We start from the raw sequence: 24,198 nt of genomic DNA, 5'->3' as shown, positions 1-24,198 counted from the left end.
ATTCTTAAAGGATAATTATTTTATATTTTACTAATGTGTTCTGCTGATATCATCTTCAACCCATGTTTAGGCTATTGGACTATAAACTGCATCCTTTATGCCTTGGGTCAGATAAGTGAAATCTAAGAAAAGTAAAAGTATGCCAAGTTAAAGGAATAAATTACTTTTAAAAGGTAGGAATGCATAGTCAGTTTCTCTCTTAAACTAACTGAGATATATTACGTTAAAATCGCTCCACCCATTAAACGCTCATACCGATACTTCAACTCTTCTTTCATCAAATACCAGCGCTCTAAAGTAACATCCATCTCTATAATTTTCTCGGCTGCTTGGCGCGCTAAAAGTAAAACTTCTTCATCGTCAACCAAACTAGCTAAGGTAAAATCTGGCACTCCTGATTGACGAGTTCCCAGTACTTGCCCTGGCCCACGAAAACGCATATCCATCTCGGAAATAAAAAAGCCATCCTGAGATTGTTCCAATACCTTCAACCGTTGTTGAGCATCAGGGCTTCTGGAACTGCTCATCAACAGACAGTAAGACTGAGCCGCACCCCGACCGACACGCCCCCGCAGTTGGTGCAGTTGCGATAGTCCAAATCGCTCTGCATTTTCAATGAGCATTACTGTAGCATTAGGTACGTCCACACCTACCTCAACAACTGTAGTAGAAACCAAAATTTGCGTTTGTTTATCACGGAATTTGGTTATTGCTTCATCCTTTTCGGCTGAACTCATGCGACCATGTAGCAACCCAACTTGAAAATCGGGAAAAATGCTTTCCTGTAACTTTTGATGCTCGTCAACAGCCGATCGCAAATCTAATTTTTCTGATTCTTCCACCAAGGGCAAAACCACATAAACTTGTCTACCTTGGACAATTTCTCGGCGGATGAGGTCGTAAGCATGGTTGCGTTGCTGACCTGACAATACTGTTGTCTGAATCTTTTGTCGTCCTGGTGGTAACTCATCAATTTGGCTCACATCCAAATCCCCGTGTATCGTTAGTGCTAAGGTTCGGGGAATCGGGGTTGCTGTCATAGTTAACACATGAGGTTGATTGCCTTTTTGCTGTAAACGTGCCCGTTGTTCTACCCCAAAGCGATGCTGTTCATCTATCACTACTAACCCTAATTGCTGAAAGTTTACAGGGTCTTGAATCAAGGCATGGGTTCCTACTAACAAAGGTAATTCACCAGTTCCTAACTGAGAATGTATTTGTCTTCGTTTAGCAGCTTTAGTCGAACCTGTAAGTAATTCCACTGGTAAATGCAAGAGGTTAAACCAACTAACCAACTTGCGATAATGTTGTTCTGCCAAAACTTCTGTAGGAGCCATCAGCGCCGCTTGGTAGCCAGATTGAATTGCTGCAAGGATAGCTAGCACGGCGACAACCGTTTTCCCAGAACCGACATCACCTTGCACCAAACGATTCATTGGCACAGGTTTTTGTAAATCGTTGAGAATGTCGTTGAGGACTCGTTGCTGTGCGCCAGTGAGTTGAAAAGGCAGTATTTCGTGAAATTTCTCTACAAGTTGACCGCGTGGAACGAGGATGGCGCTGGTTTGAATCGCTCTTGCTTGCTGTTGACGTTGCAGTAACCCAAGTTGTAGGTAGAAAAATTCGTCAAAAACTAGGCGACGACGGGCAACTTGTAGGACGGCGCTATCGCTGGGAAAATGGATATTAGCGATCGCATCTTTTAATTCCATCAAACCATACTTCTGCCGCAAACCACTTGGCAAAGGGTCTTTTAGGTTAGCCGCAGCGGGTAAAGCAGCAATTACCGCTTGTCGTACTGTATTCGCCACCACGCCTTCAGTTAGTCCATAAATTGGTACTACCCGCCCAATATTTAGCGACTCAATCGTATCTCCTGGGCTTGCCAAAACCTCTAGTTCTGGATTATCCAGTGTCAAGCCGTATTTACTTTCTTTCACCAATCCACAGGCTGCCAGAATGCTACCTACTGGATAACGGCGTTTTAAACTTTCTTGCCAAGCGCGACTGCTAAAGCGCGTACCTGCGTAAAAACGACCAATTTTGATTTGACCGCTATTATCTTTTACTACCAGTTCTAAAATTGATAATTTCTGATTTTTAGGGCTAGAAAAGCAGTTGCAACGCTTCACTGTAGCCACTATTGTCACCGTCTCACCTGCCTGTAACTCGCGGATATTTACCTGACGCGCATAATCAATATGGTCACGAGGATAGTAGAAAAGCAAGTCACGGACGCTATGTAAACCAAGCCGTGCCAAATTATCAGCTTTTTTAAAACCTATTTCTGGTAAATCACTGAGTTTTTGCTCAATTTTTGGTGCAAGTCTCCGACTCACCTCAGTAACAATTGGAGATTTTGGACTTCGGCTACGCTCAGTCGAACGATTTTTAATTTTGGATTGATAAATTCTCCCTTGCTCCCCTGCCCCCCGGTCACTGAGCGTAGCCGAAGTGCTGCTCCCCTGCTCCTCCTTCCGCTGCTCCTCTTGCTGTAGTTGGGAAACATACCTACGAGTCTCTGCTACCAAATGCTGCCTTTCTTCCAGTGCTAGATGTGGATAACTAGCAAATTGCACCGCTAATCCTTGCCAACGGCGGCGTTCAGTGTGGGGTAAGCCTGTTGGGAATTTGCCCAAAGTTAAGCTTAGAAATTCACTGAAACGATATTCTCTGCCCATCAAGTCTGTAAAGCCACGTTCAGCTTCTATTGCCAAGGCTTTGTGCAATCGTATCCAATCTGGTTTTTCATTAGTCATTGGTCAGCAGAGTTAGGAGTGAGGAGTTAGGAGTGAGGAGTTAGGAGTTAGGAGTTAAGAATAAATAACTCATAACTCATAATTCATAACTCATAACTTTATTCAAACCAACTAGCGCGCCATGCAGCTTCCGCTTCAGCGATCGCCTTTTCTTTATATCTCTTTTTATACTCTCGTCCTAGTTTGTTTAGTTGAACTAAAATACTGCGGATTCGCTTGCGATCGGAGGAAAGTGTCACATCAGCAAATTCAATTTCTCCTAGCCGCAGGTTAATAGCCATAATTTGAGTCAGTCCAGAATCTTCTGACTGTTGCTCATTTTCAATTTCAATTACTAAATTTAATAAATTGGGTGGCCCTGGCATGACCTCAGCAGATGCTTCTGATGCTGCCGCCGCTGCTGCTAAAATCGGCTCTGGTAATTTTTTCGGCAATACTCCAGCTTTTTGTAACAAAAGATTAGCATCATGCGAAAGTTTTTTCAGTATCTCTTGCGCAACCTCTTCTAATTTTTGTTGCCATTTTGCCAGTTCTATAGGATCGGAGGTGTTGGCAGTGAGATACTGAGAATTAGAAGTGTCAAGAAATAGTGAAGATGAAGAAGGTATTATTTCTTCATCCACCTCATGCATTTCATCTCCTTCATCTATCTCATCTACCTCATCTTCCCCTGATTCTTCACTTGTAAGATAAATGAGCAATTGTTCAGCTGCGAGTTCACCCAACTTGCGGATGGCTTGTTGCAATTGTTGGCGCTGATTCAATGACAAATGCAAAAAGTTTTCGGGATATCCTTGGGTACAGAGATGGTAACTCGCGAGAATCAACTGTTTGCGTACAGCTAGTCCCAAGGTATTTAGATAACTAGCATAAGCACTTTGTAGTTCGATTGCGATCGCCCGGATCGCTTCTTGGAGTGCTGCAATATCCTGCTCAATTCGCTCGATTGCTCTTGCCATATTTTTTCGCTCTTGCCCATCTGAACCATTACATAGTACAAATGTACAAATTTATTTTAGGATAACTTTCCAGAGAATTTTATATTTTAAATTAAATGCGATATTTTCTGTCTTTTAGGGAACTCCAAGAAATAAATTATCCAATATTGTGGGGTGGGCATCTTGCCCGCCATATCGACTGGGCTATCGTGTCGCCCACCCCACAGGAGTTAGGATATTTTTTTATTTGTAAGTCTCTTACTAAATAAAAGACAGGTCAGGCTATTTGCTTGACCTGTACTTTAAGCAGTTAGGAATTAAGAATTATAAGTTATGAATTATGAAGTTAACTTCCTATTAACTCCTAACTCCTAACTCCTAACTAATATTACTTAGTGCCCATTTGTGCAGCGACTTCATCAGCAAAGCTGATTTCTTGCTTTTCAATGCCTTCGCCCAGTATATAACGGACAAAGCGAGTCACTTGAATCTCTTCACCTAATTGAGTCTTGACTTGTTTTATCAAGTCTTCTACGGAAATACTCTGATCGCGAATGTAAGGCTGATCGAGCAAAGTCAATTCTTTCAGGCGTTTTTCAATCCGTCCCTGAACAATCTTTTCTTTGATGTTTTCAGGCTTGTTTGCCAAATCATCCTTGCCCATTTCAATGTCTTTTTCCTTTTGGGCAATTTCGGCGGGGATTTGGTCTACGCTCACATACTCGACATTGGGACAAGCCGCAACTTGCATTGCAGTGTTCCGTGCCAAGGTTTGGAACTCTGAATTAGTAGCCACTGACTCAGTTTGGGAACCCAGTTCTACTAATACACCAACTCGACCGCCAGTGTGAATGTAGCTGTCTACTACGCCTTGTGTGCCCTCTGCTATTGCAAAATTAACAAAGCGGCGCACTTGGATGTTTTCACCAAGGGTGGCAATAGCTTGCTTGATGGATTCTTCTACAGTCGCACTTTCATTCTCAATATAGGGTTGAGCCAGCAAAGACTCAACACTATCAGCTGTCGCTGCTTGCTTTGCTAAGTTCTTAACTAAAGCTTTAAAAGCCTCGTTACGAGCAACAAAGTCGGTTTGGCAGTTGACTTCTATAAGTACACCCACTCGACCTTCGGGCTGAATGTAAGTGTCTACTAAACCTTCTGCCGCAATGCGATCACTTTTTCCCCCCGCCTTAGAGATGCCCTTTTTCCGTAGCCAGTCTATGGCTTCTTCTATATTGCCATCAGTCTCTATCAGCGCCTTTTTGCAGTCCATCATGCCAGCACCAGTTTTTTGGCGTAGCTCTTGGACGAGTTTTGCAGATATTTCCGCCATGTTGCCTCAATTCCTAACTTGACCTCGAGTTGTAATCACTCACCTAATTTAGTACTGAGTACTGAGTTTTGTTAGCGTTAGCGGGGCGTTTAGCCCGTGCTGAGTTTTGAGTGTTCAGTTATCAATTTTATTCTTCATTGACAAATCACAACTTACAACTTCAAAAATCAAGACTCAGCACCTATTCAATTTGCTGAGTCTTTCTATCTTACTCAGCACTCAGCACTCAGCACTCAGCACTCAGCACTCACCACTCAGCACTATTCTTCTGTTTCCTCATCGGGAAGTACGGCATCAGTATATTCGCTTTCTTCGTAGTCATCGTCATACTCACTACCGTCGTAATCTTCGTAATCATCCTCAACATCCAGCTGACCGTGACGACCTTCATAAATGGCATCTGCCAATTTTCCGACTATCAGCTTAATCGATCTGATAGCATCGTCGTTTGCTGGGATGGGGATATCTACTACATCGGGGTCACAGTTTGTATCCAACATGGACACAATGGGAATATTCAGCTTTTGGCATTCTTGAACTGCGTTGTATTCCCGACGTTGGTCTACGATTACCACGATATCGGGCACTTTCCGCATTGTTTTAATGCCGCCCAAGTATTTCTGAAGCTTCGTCATTTCCCGACGTAGCATTGATGCTTCTTTTTTCGGCAATAAATCTAGTGCGCCAGTTTCTTCACGGCGTTCTAAATCTTTCAGACGGTCAACCCGTGTTTTGATGGTTGCCCAGTTGGTCAACATTCCGCCCAACCAGCGTTGGTTAATGTAGTGTGAACCACAACGGCTAGCTTCTTGGGCAATAATTCCAGCTGCTTGGCGCTTGGTGCCGACGAAAAGAAATTTCTTCCCTTGTTCTGCGTGCGATCGCATGTAGTTGTAAGCATTATCCATCAACTGGGCAGTTTGCACCAAGTCGATAATATGCACGCCATTGCGGGAAGTATAAATGTAAGGAGACATTTTTGGGTTCCAACGCCGGGTCTGATGCCCAAAGTGAACCCCTGACTCCATCATTTGAGCCAATGAAACTACTGGCATATATTTTTCAACTCCGATTCGGGTTAAACCTCCATCCAAGTGTATTTCCCAATCGGGAAACACCCGAATTCTTAGATGTGCGAGATTAGTTAACCATACTAGGTTAGCATATTCCGAAGAGTTGTAGTTGCTTGACCGAATGAGGGCAAGAAAATAGCGCTGCCTACTCAACAATCAAGCAGCACTTAAGTAATGAAAATCTTGCTGTTTTAAAGGTCTACTCGCGGTCTTCTCGATCTTGGGGTTTAGGTTTTTGTCGCCGTTGTTCGATCTGATCGTCGATAGTTTCTCTCATTTTGCGATCGGCAGCGTCCATCGCAGAATACTTAAAGCGGTTGATTATGCCACTGAACAAGTTGCCAAAGAATCTTTCAATTTCTTGCATAATTTTATACCTCACTATTTAAAGGTAAATTTTTATTGATCTTGGACTTTCTAGTGGAAGTAGGAAATAAAACGCTAACCTATCCTTGAAGTATCTGTTAATCTCTTAGCGTCTCTGGGTGCTTAAAGGGCTGGCGATTTATTTATCCTTTGATTCAGTTTTGCTTGTGAATGACTGTATAAAACAGTCTGCTCAATAAAATCAGTATTGTTGAGACTTACTAGATTGAAACGCGTTAGAGATTCATCTATTGTATTCTGTCTCAGGTAATAAATGTAGCAAAGACACAGGTAACAAATTGTTTACTTGACATTGGGCTGAGATATAAGCAAAAACCTGCAAGATGATCTGGAAAGGCTTGATTTTCTGTTGTGAAAAATTCAGACATAGCAAGTCTTCAAACCCAGAGAGGATAAAGTTTTTCAGACCGTCTTGCAGAAAACTACACATAAGGTTTTATGTATGGTCTAAAATACTACTCATTTCTTGCTGATAACGCTTGGGAGTTGTGCGTAGCATTCGTTGAAACACAGATGTCATGTGACTTTGGTTGCCAAATCCCGCTTCTGCGGCTACCTGTGCTAGCGATCGCTTTTGGTTTTGTAAGAGTTTTTGGGCAAGTTCCAGCCGACACCGGAGGACATATTGATAAGGCGACAGTCCAGTTGTGACCTTAAATGCTCGTGCGAAATGGTAGGGACTGAATCCTACCGTGCCCGCAATTTGGTTCAGGTTAAGTTCGTGGGATAGATGCGCTCTGATGTATTCCAGGGCAAGCTTTAACAAATTTGGGTCTAAAAACTCTGGTGAACGTTTGAGCCGTCCAGATAGGTTTGAACGTCGGTAAATGATTTGTGCCAACACCGCCGTTGCAACTGATTCTAAGTAAAATGCACCACCAGTTTGTCCATTAGAAAAAAACTCTTGTATAGCGATCGCAGCACTCAAACCCCAGTGAGTTTTGGGAATTTGCCCTGGCTGTAATTCAATTCTCTGTCCCTCTGCTTCCACTTTGACTATCCGCTCTAGAAAAGATTGAGAATATCCAAACACCACAAAACAAGAAGCGTCTTCCACCGAAGTATAAGTACTGCCTTGAGGCACAATATCAAAACCTCCTGGTAGCGCTTGATAAGGTTGCAGTCGATCAGCATTGAAAGCCGCAATCCCACGAGTTTCCCCAAAACTTGTGACTATAAGGTTAAGTGGTGAGCGAATATTAACTTCTAAATGTCCTGGCGGAATGATTGCTACCATCAACTCTGGTGTTTCTAACCAGTGTCCCCACTGGGGTAGAGCTTCTAGTGGGGGCTGATCGAGGGGAATTTTACATTCTGGGGGATTAAACAAAAACTCTTTTAGCAGATTCATGGGCAAAGGCAATTAATAGCCAGTTAAATGCAATACCCTATTGTCTCAAAAAGCAGATTTCGATATTCCGCAAGAATTGAAAAGACAGTAACAATTGCAGTCAAGTATTTTCAAAGTTAGGATTTTGATTCGAGTGATTGTCAATGCCTGTTCTGATTCCTATTTCAACCTTTTTTATCGGCTGTCATGGGCTACTTGCTTTGGGTTTATCCTACCGAGTGGCAATGGAACGCACCCGTACTCGGATTTGGCATGGTGCATCTCCAGTTGAGGTTGCTTCACAGCCCAATTACCTAGAGCATCCGAATGCTTGGGCAGAGGTTGTGGAAAAAATGACACAACAATCTCTTGTCACGAAAAACATAGAAGACGGAGTGTTACAGCGTACTATCCGAGCGCATGGTAACTTTGCAGAATACGTACCCCTTAGCCTCATATTCCTAATTGCCCTAGAGTGGATGCAAGCTGGCAAGGGACTGTTGTGGATGCTAGGTACTCTATTGACACTAGCTCGGATTGCCCATGCTTGGGGATTAATACAGACTTATGGGCCATCACCGGGCAGGGCGATCGGTTTTTTCGGTACTTGGCTAGTTTATATTGTCGGCAGTCTGGCTTGTCTTTACTACAGCGTGCAGCAATTTTTATAGTCCAGCGACGGTTCTAACTCAAAAATTATAATGCTTAAAGCAATTGATACCGACCTTTGGGTTGCTGAACAACCTCTAAAATATTTTGGCTTGGAAGTAGGGACGAGGATGACCGTGATTCGTCTGACCAGTGGTAAATTAATGGCAATCTCGCCTATTGAGATGGATGACGCAACTATTAATGAGCTAAATCAATTGGGGGAAGTGATTCATATTGTCGCCCCCAATTTGTACCATCATCTATTTGTTGCTGACTTCAAGCTGTGTTACCCCGATGCCAAACTATGGGCAGTATCTGGTCTAGAGCATAAACGACCAGATTTGCGAATTGACTATATTATTAGCGATCGCACCATTCACCGAATTGACGAAGTTGAGTATTTATTAATACAAGGATTTAACACATTGGATACTAGCGGATGTTCACCGCTCAATGAATGCGTCTTTTTTCATGCCAAAAGCCGAACTTTGATTGTCACCGATACAGTTTTCCATTTTGACGATCAATGTTCACCAAGCACAAGGTTAATAGCCAAACTTCTAAGTGGTTATAACCAACTTCGTCCATCGTTATTGGAGAAATTTGCAACTCAGGATAAAGTCAAAGTCAAATGGTCAATTCAACAACTTCTCACTTGGGATTTTGAACGAGTAATCATGGCGCATGGCAGCATAATTGAACAAGATGGTAAACCTCAGTTTAAAGCAGGTTATGAGTGGTTTTTAGAAATCTCTTTGTAGCAATACTTAACCCATAAGTTAAGTCGGCACGATAAAATCCATGTTTAATTACACCCGGCGTGTTACTGAATAGTATCGGGATCTACATTTAGCGATGGCTGCGCCAACGCCAAGGGCGAACGCAACCTTGCCTTTAACTGCTCTATCTGCAATTCTGCCTGTTCTGCTCGTTGGCGTTCTTGTTCTGCCAGTTCTTCTGCCTGCTGTTTTGCTAAAACTTCCTGCCGTAAAGCCTCTGCCAGTTCATCAGGAATCAGTAATTTTTCACCCGTATCCTCTCGATAAAACCCAATTAACCTTCCCTCAACTACCAAACGCAGTTGTAACGGTTCACTGCGTCCATCTTGTATGGGTTCGTAGATTTCTCCCCGCAGGCGATAGCCACGTAGCTGTTGTTCCACCCACTCGCCTTTAGGGTCAAATAGCCAGTATTCCTTGACGCCTAGCTGCTTATAAAGGGTCTTTTTGAAGATTTCGTCTTGTCCCTTAGTACCAAAGGATGTCATTTCAAAAATAACTGTCGGTACTTGACCCTCTTCCCAGATTTTATAGTTGTCTCGACCGGCAGGTGCAACATCAAAAATCACCATCACATCTGGAGCTACCCGCAACTTGGGAAAGCCTTGTGCATAGAAAAGAAATTGATTTGCCAATACTGTTGCCTGACGATTTGCCAGATGCTGTTTCAGGACTTCTAAGGTAGTTAGTAAAGCATAAAGGTGGTCGTAAGTTTCTGCCACTGGTTGACCATCAGCACTGGGGTAGAAGATTTCTGATTCGACACTAACAGGTACAGTAACCGTCATGGTTATAAAATCAGTGCTACGAGATTATTGTAGAACAACTCTAGTTCTTCCTAACTTGAGATGTGCAAGCTTTTCAAAATATAACTAGATAACTCACAAAAACCTTCCCCTTCGGCAGCGTTAGTAATATAAGTAGGATGATATTTCAACTGATTCACATATTCCAGGACATTTGCCACGCCTACAGAAATAGGAAAATAACGCCGATCGAATAAACTTTCATCATTGGGGCTATCACCCACAGTGACAATTTGTTCTGATGAGTACTGGGGCAAATATTCGCGCAATACCTGCAACAATCCCACAGCTTTATCTTGTCCTTGGGGTTTAATGTGACACTGCACGTTGCTATAGGTAAATCCCCAACCCATTTGTTGACAAAGACTGTCTAGGGTTTGTAGTTCGTCTTCACGCAAACCAGCTACATCAAAAGTCCAGTCGGTGATGCGAAAGCGATTATCAGCAGATTCTTGGATTTGAGAAAATTTAGTTTGTAAATTCTTAAAAGTCGTAGCCAAGTGCTGGCGATGCTGAACTAAATCAGGAATGGGTGTTAGGACTATTGGTTTCTGATTTCCAGGTGGAAAGAACAAACCGCCATTTTCTGCCATCGCACCTGCCACTGGCATCAAACTACTCAATCCACTTACCCACCCAGCAGAACGTCCGGTGACAATTAGCACTTTAATGTCAGCTGCGGCTAAATCCTCTAAAGCTTGCAGCAGTGCAGGAGTAAATTTTCCTCGCCTAGTCAGAGTGCCATCCATATCTGTGGCTATCAGACGAATATTGCTAAAGCTTGTAGATGAAAACTCAGACAGGGCAGGGATGCTCTGGTGTCTGGACATATACGGTTTGTAAAAGGCTGTAAAGAATATTAATCATACAGCAAGATGACCTTGAAGATTTGGGCATCCTAAACATCAGGAGTCAAGTTTTTCAGTTTCCCACCATGTCCACTTCAATGTTTCTTGCCCAATCCTCCGGGAAAAAGACTACTAAAAAGGCATCCCAGGAAGTGCCAGCAAGTAATCCTGAAATACCACCATTATTGTTGGTAACTTCTGGAGGACTGGCTTTAGTGGTGATTGCTTTGATTGTGTTTATTAAACTCCAGAAGGATAAGCTGGATAAAAAACTTAAGTTTGAACAATTCCGCGCGCGAGAACTAGAGAAAAAGTTTAAGCTGGCGCTGGAAACAATTCGCAAAATGGAAACTAATCCCGATTTGGTGAACTCACGGGACTTTAACCTGGATTATCTGCGAATGCGGATGTCAGAGGAGGTGTTTCACTTTGCAATTCTTAATCAAATAAAGATTCAGATCAAAGAAAAAATTTCTCAAGCCCTGCGTCCAAGTCAAGCCCAACAAGGATCGGTTGGAATTGCTAACAGTGCTGGACGGCAAGTAGATGAAATTTTTGATGTCGAGTATGAAACTGGTAGTCCAGGGAATTCTGCTAAACGGGTGCTGTTTCGGATTCAAATCCGGTTAATGAAATTACCGACGCAAGCAACTTCTGCGACTATTAGTCAAATTATTGATTGTATAGAAACTTACCTAAGCCCTATAGAAGACGAAGATAGTTGGCAACCAATAATTCAAGGTCGGATTGCTACTATGCATTGGGATCAAAAGGCTAAACCTACGCCTCTACTAGTACTGGAACAATCGAATGAAGGGGTGAATGTAACTTTTCGTACTAGCCGCCAACCAAATACTCCAACTCCGCCAAAGTCACCTGGAATTAAAAAATCAGGCTCGGCTAGACAATAAATTGTGACAACTCTCACCGCTAATTGCAAGCAATGTAGCGGGAGCAACATGATAATGAAATTCTTTTCTAAGTCTAGCAATATGCAAATGAAGCTTTGCAACCTTGCTGGATTGCTTGCTGTGATTCTTAGAAGATTTCATCTTAATTTCATTAGATCATTAGATCATTAGAATTAGAAAACTGTTAGATAAGATTTATGCAACTGCTATTTTTAAGGAATGGCTTTTTGGCGTTAACTTTTACTGCGATCGCCTCAGTCGGTGGGTTAATCACAGGTTGTACTGGTACTGCTTCCCAAAACCAAAGTGAAGTAGCAAATAAAACCGCCGCCAATGCTAATGACAAGCAGATGATGAATCACGGTGGTGGCATGAATCACAGTATGGGAATGGATTTAGGCCCAGCCGATGCTAATTTTGATTTACGATTTATCGACGCTATGATACCGCACCATCAAGGGGCTGTGGAAATGGCGAATGTTGCGCAGCAGAAATCAAAACGTCCTGAAATCAAAAAGCTAGCAGACAATATCATCAAATCGCAAAAGCAAGAAATCACTCAGATGAAACAGTGGCGACAAGCTTGGTATCCCAAGGCAGGAGATAAACCAATGGCTTACAACAGTCAAATGGGCCACATGATGGAAATGTCGTCTGATCAAATGAAAGCCATGATGATGAGTCAAGATTTAGGTGCAGCTGATGCGGAATTTGATCTGCGCTTTATCAATGCGATGATTCCTCACCACGAAGGGGCTGTAACAATGGCGCAAGATGCCTTAAGTAAGTCGAAACGCCCTGAAATCAAGAAATTAGCCCAAGAAATTGTTAAAGCCCAAGAGATAGAGATTAAACAAATGCAACAGTGGCGAAAAGCTTGGTATAACAAGTAGTTCGTAATATGGTTTTTGCGGAAATTTTATAAGTATCTGTGTAAATCTGCAAGTAACCAATATGTATTTGCGGTTGGGAATTTTAGGAGCGATGTCTACAATCTGACTTTTTACGGTATCTGGAAAACCTCTCTTCTATTTCTCTCTCCTAAAAGGAGGAGCCACTGCGTTGGGCGGCTCTGCCGACTTGAAGCACGTGGCGTTAGAGACTTTGAATTTTCCCCCTTCCCGCGTCGGGAAGGGGGTTATATTAGCTCGCCTAGATCGGCAACCTCTGCCATTACGACATGAATGTTGCTTAAATGATATTGTTAATGACTTAATAGAGGAATTTGCAGCGATCGCCTTTTCTGCCAAAGTAAGACTGACATCTGCAATCAGAGTCGAGCAACCTCTAAATATCGGAGGTGATTCTGAGCAACTCTATCGTCTGGTTTCTAATTTAATTATCAATGCAATTCAATATACGCCACAATTTGGAAAGGTGACTGTTGTCTTAGATCGCAGTGAAAATTATGCTGTGATTCAGGTTCAAGATACAGGTATTGGTATTCCACACCAGGAACTGACTCGGATTTTTGATCGCTTTTACTGAGTGAATAGCGATGCCTACGGCGGGCTGCGCCTACGCTCTCGTAAAACTGGCGGTTCTGGATTGGGGTTAGCGATCGCTCAGGCAATTATTCAGTCACACCAAGGTAGTTTAAACGTGCAGAGCCAATTAGGTAAAGGTAGCACTTTTACTATTCAATTACCCTTAGATGTCACACCAATTTCCCAATTTAAATTGCTGTATCGTCGCCAGCCTAAATTTAAATAAAATTTTCTTACCAAACTTTACTCATATTTAAAATAAACCCTGCATCTGAACTTGTTATCTAAAGCAGAGGACAAACCTTTCACTTCCAATCCCACTAATTAGCAATCGCTCTTTTTTGTTATTCAGTAATTGTTGAGTCCAATCGGTAAACCCACCATCTACAAGGAAATATTCTGTTCCTGATGAGTCACGACCATAGATATGGAATCCAGCACTATCATAATAGCCACGACCAGTTTCACGCTCCCGATCAAAGGCAAAGCTAATTTGTGGATATTGGGTGGCTAGTTTTTCGAGTACGGAGACTTGAAGCGCATTGTAGCGAATTTTATCAAACGCGGTTAACGAGACACGCACATCTGCAATCACAAACCCACTATGGTTAGCTGCTTCAAACAGCCGAAAATAGAATTCCAAATGTTCTATGAGAGCATCAATCTCAAAACTATAAGAACCTCTATCACGTCCAGCCGTACAAAGACCCAGTAAACGAAAATGCTGGAATAAGTTTGGACTATTTACTTGCTGGGTGCGTAAAACACGATGACTGGCACACAATTTTATGATTTCATGGTCGCGTGTATGTTTAGCAGCCCGTCTGCGCTTTGCACACTCTAACGCCAGAACGTTTGTTACGTCCGCAGTCACTTCGGTATTGCGAATGGTGGACAGTACCTTGTTTTGGTTAACTGTTGCTACGACAGAGTTTGTCCCCAGCGGAGAAACGGGGGAAAGTTCTAGCGCCTCAAACCCTGGTGGGAGAACGGAATAAGCAAGGTGATCAAATTCAAGTTGTTGTTGGGGATTCACTTGCGACGGCACTACAAAGCGATTGTTTTCATACTGCTTTAAGATGTCGCTGGGTGTGAGGGAGGCTGCATGTTGGCGATAAACTTCAAGTAGGAGAGATTGTAAGTCTGACAAGCTCAACCGATTCGTCAAGATATCAAGAAGGTCTGGAGTATCGGCAGCAGCGAGAATGCGCTCAATGATTTTGTCTGGCATATAGCAGTTTTTCAGTCAAACCTTTTTCTGACATTACGGTAAAAAAACAAAAATCGCTGTATTTTGCCAGACATCATTATTTATAAGTTTATTTATAAGTTTTCCTCCAGGTTTCGATGCCTAGCCAACTGACTATATTCTCACGCAAAGAAACAAAGACGCAAACATATAACTTTGCGCCTCTGCTTTTTTATCCGAAATCATTTTCAGATTTACTTGTTAGGCTGAGGAGTTAACCGTAGATAGGGTTTAACTTCCTCATAACCTTTGGGGAATTTCTGTTTGAGTACTTCTGGATCTTTCAGTGAGGGGACAATTACAACATCCTCTCCATCTTTCCAGTCAGCTGGTGTCGCCACGCTGTAATTATCAGTCAATTGCAGAGAATCAATTACCCGCAAAAGTTCATCAAAGTTACGTCCTGTGCTGGGAGGATAGGTGAAACTCAGACGGAGTTTCTTATTGGGGTCAATCACGAAAACCGATCGCACCGTCACAGACGCATTAGCATTGGGGTGGATCATGTCGTAAAGCTCAGAAACCTTGCGATCTGCATCCGCCAAAATTGGGTAATTGAGGGTGGTGCTTTGAGTTTCTTCAATGTCTCCCACCCAGCCTTTGTGAGATTCTACGTCATCAACGCTGAGTGCGATCGCTTTGACATTGCGCTTGTCAAATTCTGGTTTGAGCTTGGCAACTGTGCCGAGTTCTGTTGTACAAACAGGTGTAAAATCAGCAGGGTGAGAGAACAGCACAACCCAGCTGTCACCTGCCCATTGGTAAAAATCGATGTCGCCGTGTGTTGAGGCTTGCGTAAAGTTGGGTACTGTGTCACCTAGACGGAGAGCCATGAGAGATTCCCTGTAGTTAGAAAGGCATATATATTCTAGTATGCCATCATGACATAAAACCCCTATTTCCCAATCGGACTTTAGCAGTTTGAAACAAAATTTTAAGTTGTCAACACTCTCAGATAAGGGACAAGAGAGAGATACAAACTATTGACTAAATTACACATTTATGCTTTTAATTGATATGTTTTTCCTACAGGTTTTTCTTTACATAGAGGATTGCAAATATCAGGGTGATAGCCAACTACAAGCCATTGCATATTTAATATTATTGAGTTGCAACATTTCCACATTATTGCAGAATTCGAGAAACTTTCTTGGCATAGATGCAAGATTGTGAGAAATTTTTAGGTTGTTGCAAACTTAATTGTCATAAAGCAAGTAGTGAGAATAAAGATTATAAATATGTTTACTATTTTTTAATTTTGAATTAATGATAATAATCTTTTTGGTGATTGGTGTTATCCTCAGCACAACTGCGAGTTTTGTTTTTGGAGTTCCCTGGTTGATGCCGATTTTAGGCGCTGCTGTTCCATATCCCATTTTCTTTTTACAAGTGCGTCGTCAACAATATAAAAGTGCTTTTTGGTGGATGTTACTGTGGGGAGTTTTCCAGAGTATTGCTGTAATTGTAGCAACAGCAATCGCACCACAAACAGCAGCAAAAGTTATCCTTCGTGGACAATCATACACTACGGAAATGTTCCACTGGATTCGCACGGGAGAAGGTATGGAAGGTTCACTCAATTTATTTTTACCAGACCATTTATTGCACTATGGGATTTTTTGTATTCTCTGCATTGTAACTATTAGTAGCATGGCATTAATATTCGGCACTTGGATGCTGAATTACATGAACTTTTATGTTGCAGAATTAATGAAAGTTAGTGCTAAACCAAGGTTTAGCAGGTATTTTAGGGTGGTATCCTTGGTCTATTCTGCGGATAATCGGGTTTATCGCCACTGGGGTGGCTTTAGCTGCTTTAGGATTAAATCTAATAACTCGCATTAGAGGCGAAGTTCCGAAATCTCCCTTTCCAAAAACTTATATATTAATTGGGATTGGTTTTGTGATTGCGGATATTGTTGTCAAAGCGGTTCTAGCACCTATTTGGCAAAAACTGTTGTTATCTGCGTTGGGTTAAATTCATTTGTTTGCCAGAATTTTTTCGTAGGCTTGAATTGTTTGCTTTGCGATCGCATCCCAGCTAAAATTTTCCAATGCATATTTTTGGGCATTTAATCCCCGTCGTTGGCGTTCTGCCGGATTTTGCAAAGCTTCTTGCAGTAACTCTACCAGTGCTTGCACATCTGTTGCACCTACCCAACCAGACTCGCTATCACGTATCTGTTGACAAATATGTACTTGGTCAGAAATAACTACGGGTACACCTGCAACCATCGCTTCAGCTACAGCAATCCCAAAATTTTCGTAGTAAGAAGGCAAGACAAATAAATCAGCCGCTTGTAGTAAACTAACTTTGAGTTCACCAGTAACAAAGCCTGTAATTGTAGTGTGCGATCGCAATGGTGAATTTTGAATTTGGGATATTATCTTTTGTTCGTAATCTGGTTCTTGCGGATTAGTACCAGCTAAGACAAAATGAAAGTTATAACCAACCGTTAACAGCTTCTCTAGCGCTGGAATCAACAAATTTAACCCTTTTTTCGGGTCAATTCGTGACATAAACAGCACCAACGGTACATCCTTTGGTATTTCTAACTGACTATATACACTTTTAACAGAAGATTGACGAGGAATCACACCCAAGGGAATCACCAAATCTGGTGTAGATACTCCAAATCGTTCTGATATTTTAGCTTCTTGGTCGCTGGTAAAATGAATTGCAGCCGCACTAGCTAAATTTTGACGTTCTATAATTGCGACATAAAGCTGTTTTAATTGCTTTTTCTTCTGTAAATCAGCCGGATCGAGAGTACCCAAAGGACGGAAAATATAAGGTAGCTTTTGCTGACGACACACAAGAGCAGCAGCACTAATTATTGGCGAGAATAGAGCATGAATATGTGCTATGTCAAACTCATGAGCGTGACGTTTTAGCCAGTTTAATAAATCTAGGGAAAATTTGTAGCGACGAAACGGCGCACAACGAAAGTAAATTATTTCATAGCCATCTTGTTTAATTGGGCGATTTAAAGGAACATCCAGAGGTGTTTGACCATTATCGCCATTACTATCAGTTGTGAGAATTGTAACTTCTACTCCTTCTTTTACTAACGCTGGAGCTAATCCTAGTACCATTTGACTCGGCCCACCGTAAATTAGAGAAATTGAGGGAACAATTTGTAATATTTTCATTTTTTGTCATTTGTCATTTGTCATTTGTCCTTTGTTATTCACTAATGACTAACTCTTTATAAAATTCTAATTGCTGTTTAGCCAAAGCTTTATTTGTATATTGAGTCATTGCTTTTTGATAACCCATTTCACCGAGAGTATGAGCAAAATCTGGTTTATCCATTAATTGAACTAAGCAATTAGCAAGAGCTTGAACATCACCTTCAGGAAATACTAAGCCAGCATTGCCAATTACATAGGGAATTTCCCCGGAATCAGAACCAATCACAGGAACTTGGCAAGCCATTGCTTCAATTAGCACATGACCAAATTGCTCTTTCCAGCCAGCAGAAGTTAAAGTTTTAAACTTGTAAGTTGTTTCTGAAGGTAATACTAAAGTACTCATTAAATTGATATAGTTTGCAACCTGATCATGGGGAACACTTTCTATCAAAATTAATCGTTCTTTAATATTGTTTTCTGTTGCAATTTTCATTAATTCACTTTGCAACTCTCCCCGTCCCAATAACAGTAGTTTCCAAGGTTTGTTTTTCAAAGTAGCTAAGGCTTGCAAAAGCGTTAGCAAACCCTTTTCTTGCACAAAGCGCCCTACAAAACCTACTACAAAATCCTCTTTTTCAATACCCAACTTAGCTGCTAACTCTGGTTGAGCTTTGGGAGTAAATAAACTTTCATCTACACCCAATTGTGGCATGACTTTAATTGCACCTGTATATCCCCGTTGCCGCAAAATCTCTGCTCCATCTTGATTGCCAGAAATAATACCGTGGCTGTGGTTGAGGTTATATTTTTCTAATAAAGAAATTGGCAGTTTCAGTTCATAAGGAAGATTCCACCAGGTAAAAAATACGTTTTTTGCCTTGAGTCCTAATAGCTGATTTAAGGCAATCATTTGAGTATAAGCCAAGGCTCTAGAACCTTGTTCAACTTGGATGATTTGCGGGCGAAATTGTTTTAATAAAGATATCAAATCAGCACCAAAGGTAAGGAGTCCCTGATGATTTTGACTAAAATTAGAAACTGGAACTATTTTAAATCTGCCTTCATCTCGGTATTCAGTTTCAATAATTCTATTTTGTACACCACCTGGTTTCCAGCGCTTTGGGACTACAACTGTCACTTCAATGTCAGGTTCTAGTTGAGATAAAGCGCGTAATTTCTCACAGTTGAGGTCTACGATATAAGTGTGACTAGCAACTAAGATTTTCATCTATCCTTTGTTATTCACTAATGACTAATGACAAATGACTAATAACTAAACTTGTTTATCCAATCGACTATAAATTTGACCATCGTTCCATAGTGATTCAATGACAGTACCCAAGGCTTTGAAAAAACCCAAAGTGTAGAAAATAGCGCGAGTGGCAATTTTGATGGGGGAACCGCTTTTGTGACAAGGTGGACGTCCGAGAACGTGACAGTCAAATAAACGACCATATAAGCGCAAAGCTTGAGTCGCAGTCAGGTTTTTCAGTCCCAGTAAAAAATGGTTGTGATAAAAGGTGAGTTGATATTTTAGCGATCGCATACTAATATCGTGACAACCCCCTGTTTCTTCGCCTAAATGCACCAAATGGGCCTCTGGGTCGTACCAAATCTTATACCCTGTTTGTCTCACCCGCAAACAAAAGTCTGACTCTTCGCGTACTGCACTACCGCGAAACCTTTCATCAAACCTCAATCCATACTTAGTAAAGATTTCGCGGCGAAATGACATATTGCAACCCCTCGCTGTCAGTACTTGTTGGGGTTTGATAGTATGTACCAAATCAATATGATACCAAGCAATTCCTGGGTCCATAGCTTCGGGAGGCAGATATTCAATTTGTAAATCTCCTCCAGAATCACCTAATTTCATTCTGTCAAAGACCCGACCAGCTACAGCCCCCACCTCTGGATTTTGCACATAATTTTTCGCATGGGCTGCTAACAATCCAGGGGTTAACTGAACATCATCATCAATAAACAATATTATTTCACCAGATGACCGCCGGACAGCATAATTTCGCGCCCCTGGCAAACTTGCCCAATCTAAGCGCAACCATTTAATTTTACCAGCCTCCGCCATCTCTTCTAGATAGGCTTGAATTTCTGGTTGGTGTTTTGCAGTTTGGTCGACAACTAAAACTTCAAAATTTGGATAATCCTGTTTTAAGACATCCACAATGCTATCGCGTAGCGCTTCCTCTCGTCCGTAGGTCGGGATGACTACAGTAACTAATGGCCAATTATTCATAAATTTTATTAAGTAATTTTACTGCCTCTATAATAGCCTTGTAGAAATTAATTTTCATGAAATTCAGTAAGTGGCTATTGCTTTAATTTACATACTGTATTTTCACGGATTCTGGAAAACCTCACTTTCATTCCTCTCTCTGACTGCGAAATTGCTTACTCATCAATAAGTATCGTCGAAAAATAAGTGTATGGCGAGAATTTTGAGGTAGGTTTTAAATACTGAGGTATTTTTGACTTTCAATCATACTTTTTGGCCATTTTTATTTCATTTAAATTGTTTTTAGACGTTTTTTCTTGTTTTTTTGATCAGGGTTGGCATCTTCTTTATCTTGTTTCTCCAGTTCTGGTAATTTAAAAAGAACTCCCGCAAAAAACCAATAATAAGCAGCAACAGGATCGACATCCAGAGGATAGTAGTAAGTGTTGGTGCTAATAAACAATATAAACACCCACAAAGCTGCTCCGGAACTACGGAAATTACGGTTCTTTATGGAGCGATAGGTTTTAAAGCCCAGAATTGTTAAACTTGTTACCAAACTCAGAAACGCTAGTAATCCAAAAATTCCCACTTCATAAAGTACTTTGGGGTAGTAGGTTTCCACAAGCTTAGTTTGACCCATCACACGGGCAGAGTTGGTTGCTCGTCCTAAGCCGCTTCCCAATGGCCCGTCTACGTTTTTCCAATTTTCTTCAAATTGCTGGATGATAAAATCTTGAGGTGGTGAAGCGTTCCAACGACTGACAAAACTCTCGGTTCTCTCTTGTACGACAGCAGGGTTAGTCACCATCGCAATTCCCAGAATGAAGGCAAGTCCCACGCCTATAGGGATAAATCGTTTCAGGTTGCCAAGTTGTCCGGTAAGCAATAGCAAAATCCCGAAGCAGATTGGTACTAAAGCTAAGGCGATTCTCTGTCCAGAGATTACAGCATTGATAAAGACTCCCGCTATAGAACCTAAACCGATGAGCCGCCATATTGGCGAGGGATCGGTGAAACCGGTGGCAAAGGTAAAAAAGGTGCTAGAAATTAAGAACCAAGCCCACTGCCAAGGAGCTACAAATGTCCCTGGTAGGCGAATAATCCCTTCTTCGGGACTATACACTAGCGCTCCACCAAAATAACATCGGGCTTCGAGTGTTGCTCTAAATAAGGCATCTCCTTCAAGACCTCTAGTGCCTTGACATACACCAGTTAGTAGTAAAAAGTATTGAATAAATCCTAGCCCGCAGCAAATCAGTGTGAGGACAATCTGGAGGCGCAATAAAAATAGAAAATCCCGTTTATCGCGAATTAGATAGTAGGCACAACCAATCAGAGGGACATAGCCTAAAAATACTTTTAGTCCCAGAATTCCCATACCTAATGGTATTTCTTGGGGTGCTTTTTCTAATAGTCCGACACTCTGCGGGTTAAATTGCTGTCCACCATTGACAAACAACAGTGTTAGCAGACTGCAAGCGAAAACAATATAAAGTGGGGTTTTAATGCCTTTGGGAATAATTATAGGTAGCCCTTGTTTACGGCAAGTTTGCCAAAGTCCAATTAGCGCTGGAACGTAAAAGGCATCTTTAGCCAATTGGAGTATAGGACTATTGCCCAAGTAGTAGGTGATAGTACCTCCCACAGGTATGTAAATGATGAAGGCATATAGGGCTTGGCGCGGATATTTGTAGGAAAGGGAGATGACTATTATCCCTAACACGCCAGGGACTGCTGCTTTAATTCCAGCTACAAAAAAAAGTAGAATGCCAACAAAGACACCGCCAAAAATGGCGGTGGTGAGTAAGCTAGTGAGTTCTTGACGTACTTGGGCAGATTTGCGCTTTTGAGCTAACTGTTCTTTGAGGCTAAGGGTAGAAGTTTCCTTTTTAGCCTGCTTTTTCGATTTTTTAGATTGCTGAGATTTTGATTTAAATTTTGGCATAGTGGCACTGTAGCCTATCAACCTCGCAAAATACTCCATTATATAGGACTAATATTTGATTTTAAAATACACGTAGGGGGCTAGTGCGTTGCGGAGTTCCCGACGCTCGAATACTCGCTCTCAGCGTTGGCAGCCTCTGGTAGAGAATTCATACCGTTGGCGTTCGCATAGCGTATTGTAGACAAGCCTACTCTTTGGCCTTAACGTTTTTACAGGAGAAAAGAAGGCTTGACGCTGCACTATCCGTTGTAGCAACTGGCGTTGTGTTAAAGCAGAAACTACGGCACAATTTCAAGCTTTTGGTGCGTTACACTCCGCTAACACACCATATAAGACCATTCATTAGATTTTTTCAAAAACAATTTACAATTCTGATAGTTGATAAATCTCTTTGGATTGCTGTAGATTGTATAATCCAAATTCCTCTCTCAATGATTGATTTAATAATTTACGATTAAAAATGCTAAATCTTAATCTTTTTGAATTCTCAAAAAGATTTTCTCCTGTTGCCAAAATATAAACTGCACCTGGAAATGGTAATGATTTAATGGATTTTCCTTTGTTCTTTAAAATCTCTCTAACTTTAGCGTGGTCTATATAATATCTATAGTATCCGTAGCCACGATTATATTCTGCGCTTTCTGGCAAATCATTTAAATCATATCGAATAATATTACAAGTCCCGCACATTTTATAAAAATTGCTTCTCTTGATATAGATGTAATTATTGCCTTCTTGATATTTATAACCTTTATTTATAAACCATCCATTAGAATCAGGGTGTTGTTGAACAAATTTCGCTAACTTTTGACTCACACAATCGTCAGCATCAACTGTCATAGTGTGAGTGGGATAAAGTTGACGAGCATACATCAATCCTTTTAAGATTTTACGCCCTTTGTCTGTGTCTCCTTTAGCTACAGGGGTAGGCTCGTTTGGAGGGGGAAAATCAACTGTAATGTATGTAATATGAGGATGAGTAAATTCTATTTTGGGCTTTTCGTGACAAACAACAATAACGTGAAAGTTTGGTGAGGTTTGATTGCAAACTGATTTAATACATCTTTCAAATAATTGTGTAACACGCTCCCAGGAATTGGAAACTTGTGCACTTTTGAGTGGGATAACAAAAACAAGCACTGTATTTTATGTATTTTATCAGAACAAACAGCTAGGAATCTCGAAGCAAATAATAACACGTTCAGACTGACGCTAAGACTAAATGTCAGTAGATCGAAAAGTTTTGTAAGTTGACGAAATAATCAGGGTTTCAGACGAGGTTTTTCTGTTGACGATCGCGATGTCTACGATGGTAACAGAGCGACTGGTGAGCAGAGTCGAACTATGTCGAAGTGCGAGCTGCGCCTACGCCTGTACTGGATTCTTAAACCACCAACAACGCTCGTTCCTTGAAAAGCTGACTCTAACAGGATTGCGGCAAATTGTGTTCTTAAACTCTAATTAACGGCTGGTAAGGGTTCTGGAAAACTTTTCGGTCTACTGACAGTAACAAAGGCTAATTACCCGATTTCAGGCAATTCGAGTTACTTGCTGATTCACGCGAGGACGGCCAAAGCGCTCCCAAGCACTCCCTCCTCGCAAAAATAGCTCTAAAAAACGCAATGGTTCCCCTGAATCGCCTCTTGACCAACCGGAACTACCAGGAGCAAAGGCTAAAGTTCCTTCAGATACCTTGAAACTGCCATCAGAATACACTGCATCGCTGACCATATCTCCAATTCGGATCGCGATCTTGGTTTGAGGCTCCAAGTTAACTGTATGGGCCCCAATAGTTGTTTTAATATTGCCGTAGCCATCAACCCAGGCAATGCGATCTGGTGGAACATCTGGGATTTGCTCACTTTTGAGGCTATCTCCCAGAAGGCTAAAATCTTCATTCATAATCGCAGCCGCAGCCGGAGGAAATACATCCCGTGAGCGAAACTGCGAGCCACCACGAGAAACGTTGATCGCTCGCAACTCCTTTGTATAGTCTTTGATAAAGGAGAGGGTGTAGCCTGCATTCACACCCACTACTTTTACACCATTGGATAGAAGAGCGTAAGTTAGCCCTTCACCTTCATTATCTCGACGAGCTTCAGGATCATCCTGACGAGGCGCACAGTTGTGATAAATTAGGCGATCGCTAGGGCCAGGGTTGAGTCCAAGTTGGGCAATCCAGAATCCCGTTGCCAAAGTACTGAATGCTGGAACCGAAAGCAAATGAATTTGGGCATGGGGAAAAGTCATCAGCAGACGTTGTGTGACTTCAGTAAATGCCGGATCTCCTGTACCGTAGTCTGCAATGACGCAGATAAACATTCTGCTCCT

Annotated in this window: 21 protein-coding genes and 1 pseudogene; 6 read left to right on the top strand and 16 right to left on the bottom strand. The window is 41.7% G+C overall.

Annotation, left to right across the window (positions count from 1 at the left end; genetic code table 11):
- Positions 1-218: 218 nt before the first annotated feature.
- From recG to RMY27_RS24560, 6 genes are all read right to left on the bottom strand, one after another.
- Positions 219-2,759 carry an ATP-dependent DNA helicase RecG gene (gene recG, locus RMY27_RS24585; protein ID WP_322667498.1) on the bottom strand — a complete coding sequence of 847 codons (2,541 nt, stop codon included), beginning with the start codon at positions 2,757-2,759 and terminating at the stop codon, positions 219-221.
- A gap of 98 nt (positions 2,760-2,857) precedes the next feature.
- Positions 2,858-3,718 (bottom strand): hypothetical protein, encoded by an 861-nt coding sequence (locus RMY27_RS24580; protein WP_322667497.1) that lies wholly within the window; start codon positions 3,716-3,718, stop codon positions 2,858-2,860.
- A 367-nt stretch (positions 3,719-4,085) separates the two neighbouring features.
- Positions 4,086-5,030: a translation elongation factor Ts gene (gene tsf, locus RMY27_RS24575; protein ID WP_322667496.1), complete on the bottom strand. Its 945-nt coding sequence runs from the start codon at positions 5,028-5,030 to the stop codon at positions 4,086-4,088.
- Between the two features lie 260 nt (positions 5,031-5,290).
- Positions 5,291-6,085, bottom strand: coding sequence for a 30S ribosomal protein S2 (rpsB, locus tag RMY27_RS24570; RefSeq protein ID WP_322667495.1), 795 nt, complete (start codon positions 6,083-6,085; stop codon positions 5,291-5,293).
- 217 nt (positions 6,086-6,302) lie between these two features.
- Entirely contained in the window at positions 6,303-6,470 is a 168-nt protein-coding gene (locus RMY27_RS24565) for a hypothetical protein (RefSeq protein WP_180277428.1), read from the bottom strand.
- 456 nt (positions 6,471-6,926) lie between these two features.
- On the bottom strand, positions 6,927-7,841 hold the full coding sequence (locus RMY27_RS24560) for an AraC family transcriptional regulator (protein WP_322667494.1): 915 nt from the start codon (positions 7,839-7,841) through the stop codon (positions 6,927-6,929).
- A 143-nt stretch (positions 7,842-7,984) separates the two neighbouring features.
- Between RMY27_RS24560 and RMY27_RS24555 the strand changes: the two genes are divergently transcribed.
- Positions 7,985-8,491 (top strand): MAPEG family protein, encoded by a 507-nt coding sequence (locus RMY27_RS24555; RefSeq protein WP_322667493.1) that lies wholly within the window; start codon positions 7,985-7,987, stop codon positions 8,489-8,491.
- 30 nt (positions 8,492-8,521) lie between these two features.
- Positions 8,522-9,232: a DUF4336 domain-containing protein gene (locus RMY27_RS24550; protein WP_322667492.1), complete on the top strand. Its 711-nt coding sequence runs from the start codon at positions 8,522-8,524 to the stop codon at positions 9,230-9,232.
- Positions 9,233-9,294: 62 nt separating this feature from the next.
- Here RMY27_RS24550 and RMY27_RS24545 read toward each other — a convergent pair whose 3' ends face one another.
- Together RMY27_RS24545 and RMY27_RS24540 are read right to left on the bottom strand one after the other, a co-directional pair.
- Positions 9,295-10,038: a Uma2 family endonuclease gene (locus tag RMY27_RS24545; RefSeq protein ID WP_322667491.1), complete on the bottom strand. Its 744-nt coding sequence runs from the start codon at positions 10,036-10,038 to the stop codon at positions 9,295-9,297.
- 50 nt (positions 10,039-10,088) lie between these two features.
- Entirely contained in the window at positions 10,089-10,886 is a 798-nt protein-coding gene (locus RMY27_RS24540) for an HAD family hydrolase (RefSeq protein WP_322667490.1), read from the bottom strand.
- A 104-nt stretch (positions 10,887-10,990) separates the two neighbouring features.
- Between RMY27_RS24540 and RMY27_RS24535 the strand changes: the two genes are divergently transcribed.
- From RMY27_RS24535 to RMY27_RS24525, 3 genes and pseudogenes are all read left to right on the top strand, one after another.
- Entirely contained in the window at positions 10,991-11,815 is an 825-nt protein-coding gene (locus tag RMY27_RS24535; RefSeq protein ID WP_322667489.1) for a hypothetical protein, read from the top strand.
- Between the two features lie 197 nt (positions 11,816-12,012).
- Entirely contained in the window at positions 12,013-12,708 is a 696-nt protein-coding gene (locus RMY27_RS24530; protein WP_322667488.1) for a DUF305 domain-containing protein, read from the top strand.
- A gap of 244 nt (positions 12,709-12,952) precedes the next feature.
- Positions 12,953-13,528 (top strand): annotated as a pseudogene (locus RMY27_RS24525) (sensor histidine kinase); the annotation flags it as partial.
- A gap of 54 nt (positions 13,529-13,582) precedes the next feature.
- Here the strand turns inward: RMY27_RS24525 and RMY27_RS24520 are convergent.
- Both RMY27_RS24520 and RMY27_RS24515 read right to left on the bottom strand, forming a co-directional pair.
- Entirely contained in the window at positions 13,583-14,533 is a 951-nt protein-coding gene (locus RMY27_RS24520; RefSeq protein ID WP_322667487.1) for a hypothetical protein, read from the bottom strand.
- A 212-nt stretch (positions 14,534-14,745) separates the two neighbouring features.
- The gene (locus tag RMY27_RS24515) at positions 14,746-15,384 is read right to left on the bottom strand and encodes a peroxiredoxin (protein WP_322667486.1); all 639 of its coding nucleotides are present in this window, start codon (positions 15,382-15,384) and stop codon (positions 14,746-14,748) included.
- A gap of 433 nt (positions 15,385-15,817) precedes the next feature.
- Between RMY27_RS24515 and RMY27_RS24510 the strand changes: the two genes are divergently transcribed.
- Entirely contained in the window at positions 15,818-16,396 is a 579-nt protein-coding gene (locus RMY27_RS24510; protein WP_322667485.1) for a hypothetical protein, read from the top strand.
- A 135-nt stretch (positions 16,397-16,531) separates the two neighbouring features.
- Here RMY27_RS24510 and hpsP read toward each other — a convergent pair whose 3' ends face one another.
- The 6 genes from hpsP to RMY27_RS24480 all read right to left on the bottom strand — a co-directional run bounded on the left by hpsP (position 16,532) and on the right by RMY27_RS24480 (position 24,189).
- Positions 16,532-17,704 carry a hormogonium polysaccharide biosynthesis glycosyltransferase HpsP gene (hpsP, locus tag RMY27_RS24505; RefSeq protein WP_322667484.1) on the bottom strand — a complete coding sequence of 391 codons (1,173 nt, stop codon included), beginning with the start codon at positions 17,702-17,704 and terminating at the stop codon, positions 16,532-16,534.
- 34 nt (positions 17,705-17,738) lie between these two features.
- Positions 17,739-18,914: a hormogonium polysaccharide biosynthesis glycosyltransferase HpsO gene (hpsO, locus tag RMY27_RS24500; protein WP_322667483.1), complete on the bottom strand. Its 1,176-nt coding sequence runs from the start codon at positions 18,912-18,914 to the stop codon at positions 17,739-17,741.
- 45 nt (positions 18,915-18,959) lie between these two features.
- On the bottom strand, positions 18,960-19,940 hold the full coding sequence (gene hpsN, locus RMY27_RS24495) for a hormogonium polysaccharide biosynthesis glycosyltransferase HpsN (protein WP_322667482.1): 981 nt from the start codon (positions 19,938-19,940) through the stop codon (positions 18,960-18,962).
- A 271-nt stretch (positions 19,941-20,211) separates the two neighbouring features.
- Positions 20,212-21,867, bottom strand: a complete 1,656-nt coding sequence (gene hpsL / locus RMY27_RS24490; RefSeq protein WP_322667481.1) for a hormogonium polysaccharide biosynthesis protein HpsL — start codon at positions 21,865-21,867, stop codon at positions 20,212-20,214.
- Between the two features lie 363 nt (positions 21,868-22,230).
- The gene (locus RMY27_RS24485) at positions 22,231-23,007 is read right to left on the bottom strand and encodes a glycosyltransferase family A protein (RefSeq protein ID WP_322667480.1); all 777 of its coding nucleotides are present in this window, start codon (positions 23,005-23,007) and stop codon (positions 22,231-22,233) included.
- Positions 23,008-23,397: 390 nt separating this feature from the next.
- Entirely contained in the window at positions 23,398-24,189 is a 792-nt protein-coding gene (locus RMY27_RS24480) for a hypothetical protein (protein WP_322667479.1), read from the bottom strand.
- Positions 24,190-24,198 lie beyond the last annotated feature (9 nt).

Source organism: Nostoc sp. DedQUE09 (assembly GCF_034530915.1).
In the GTDB taxonomy this organism is placed as follows: domain Bacteria; phylum Cyanobacteriota; class Cyanobacteriia; order Cyanobacteriales; family Nostocaceae; genus Nostoc.
The sequence above is the reverse complement of the archived record's forward strand: the minus strand, read 5'-3'. Positions and strand labels throughout refer to the sequence as shown.

Coding starts and splice junctions, on each gene's coding strand:
- tsf (WP_322667496.1), bottom strand. CDS start 5,030: ATGGCGGAAATATCTGCAAAACTCGTCCAAGAGCTACGCCAAAAAACT.
- RMY27_RS24535 (WP_322667489.1), top strand. CDS start 10,991: ATGTCCACTTCAATGTTTCTTGCCCAATCCTCCGGGAAAAAGACTACT.
- hpsP (WP_322667484.1), bottom strand. CDS start 17,704: ATGAAAATATTACAAATTGTTCCCTCAATTTCTCTAATTTACGGTGGG.
- RMY27_RS24480 (WP_322667479.1), bottom strand. CDS start 24,189: ATGTTTATCTGCGTCATTGCAGACTACGGTACAGGAGATCCGGCATTT.
- hpsL (WP_322667481.1), bottom strand. CDS start 21,867: ATGCCAAAATTTAAATCAAAATCTCAGCAATCTAAAAAATCGAAAAAG.
- RMY27_RS24550 (WP_322667492.1), top strand. CDS start 8,522: ATGCTTAAAGCAATTGATACCGACCTTTGGGTTGCTGAACAACCTCTA.
- RMY27_RS24560 (WP_322667494.1), bottom strand. CDS start 7,841: ATGAATCTGCTAAAAGAGTTTTTGTTTAATCCCCCAGAATGTAAAATT.
- RMY27_RS24565 (WP_180277428.1), bottom strand. CDS start 6,470: ATGCAAGAAATTGAAAGATTCTTTGGCAACTTGTTCAGTGGCATAATC.
- RMY27_RS24530 (WP_322667488.1), top strand. CDS start 12,013: ATGCAACTGCTATTTTTAAGGAATGGCTTTTTGGCGTTAACTTTTACT.
- RMY27_RS24555 (WP_322667493.1), top strand. CDS start 7,985: ATGCCTGTTCTGATTCCTATTTCAACCTTTTTTATCGGCTGTCATGGG.
- RMY27_RS24515 (WP_322667486.1), bottom strand. CDS start 15,384: ATGGCTCTCCGTCTAGGTGACACAGTACCCAACTTTACGCAAGCCTCA.
- RMY27_RS24540 (WP_322667490.1), bottom strand. CDS start 10,886: ATGTCCAGACACCAGAGCATCCCTGCCCTGTCTGAGTTTTCATCTACA.
- RMY27_RS24580 (WP_322667497.1), bottom strand. CDS start 3,718: ATGGCAAGAGCAATCGAGCGAATTGAGCAGGATATTGCAGCACTCCAA.
- hpsN (WP_322667482.1), bottom strand. CDS start 19,940: ATGAATAATTGGCCATTAGTTACTGTAGTCATCCCGACCTACGGACGA.
- rpsB (WP_322667495.1), bottom strand. CDS start 6,085: ATGCCAGTAGTTTCATTGGCTCAAATGATGGAGTCAGGGGTTCACTTT.
- RMY27_RS24545 (WP_322667491.1), bottom strand. CDS start 10,038: ATGACGGTTACTGTACCTGTTAGTGTCGAATCAGAAATCTTCTACCCC.
- hpsO (WP_322667483.1), bottom strand. CDS start 18,914: ATGAAAATCTTAGTTGCTAGTCACACTTATATCGTAGACCTCAACTGT.
- RMY27_RS24520 (WP_322667487.1), bottom strand. CDS start 14,533: ATGCCAGACAAAATCATTGAGCGCATTCTCGCTGCTGCCGATACTCCA.
- RMY27_RS24510 (WP_322667485.1), top strand. CDS start 15,818: ATGATAATAATCTTTTTGGTGATTGGTGTTATCCTCAGCACAACTGCG.
- recG (WP_322667498.1), bottom strand. CDS start 2,759: ATGACTAATGAAAAACCAGATTGGATACGATTGCACAAAGCCTTGGCA.